This window comes from Vibrio sp. 1249-1, from assembly GCF_033340495.1.
On record NZ_JAWOWJ010000377.1, the window covers coordinates 1 to 797 of the forward strand.

Here is a 797-nt window from a genome sequence, read left to right on the forward strand (position 1 = left end):
GCACCATCGAAGCACACAAGATCATTGCGCAAGCCGACTATACGATGGGCAATGTCCGCTCAGCGATCGATAACCTCAATGAAGCAGAAAAGCTCGCGAAAGAATACCAACTGCCTTACATGACTTTGGATGTGCAACTCATGCGCAACCAAATGATTTGGATGTACGACCACAACTATTCAGCTGCCGAAGACACCCTCAATCAAATTGAAAAACAGCTAGACGAAGCCGACTCTGTACTTCAACGTACAGACAGCGTCCGTTATCGTATGGTGATGCAACGAGCCCTGCTAGCGGCTCATCGTGGCGATAACGTTGGCGCAGAGCGTTTGTATGCTCAAGCGAAAAGCATGCTTGAGGACAGTCGTTCCGATTTGGCCTTAATTGATTACTACACTTCTGTTGGTGAGTTTTACCTTAACAGTAAAAAATACAACCTTGCGCTTTCAGAACTGCTTTACGGTTATTGGCAGTCCATCGAAAGTGACAGCGGTACTCGCCTTGCCAAAGTAAACCGCTTGCTGGCGAGACTTTTCCAAGAGCGTCGTGTGTACGACAAAGCCATTGAATATCTGTCTCAGGCTGCAGATTTCTACGACTCTTACCCAAGCTCCCCTATTTTGGCCGATGTGCTTGAACAAATGGGCGACATCTATTTTTATCAAGGCAAGTTCAATCTTGCTTTGGTGCACTACTTCAACGTACTGGATCACGAAAGCACCAGTCGTAATATCAATCGCACCATTAAGATTCGGTTGAGCTTGGCTGCAACTTACCTGCAACTCTACAACTACGCA

At 46.7% G+C, this 797-nt stretch carries 1 protein-coding gene; it reads left to right on the forward strand.

What is annotated here, in order from left to right; all coding sequences use genetic code 11:
* Positions 1-797, forward strand: a 797-nt coding sequence (locus R7Z50_RS26480; RefSeq protein WP_318149611.1) for a tetratricopeptide repeat protein, incomplete at both ends; no start/stop codon positions are given.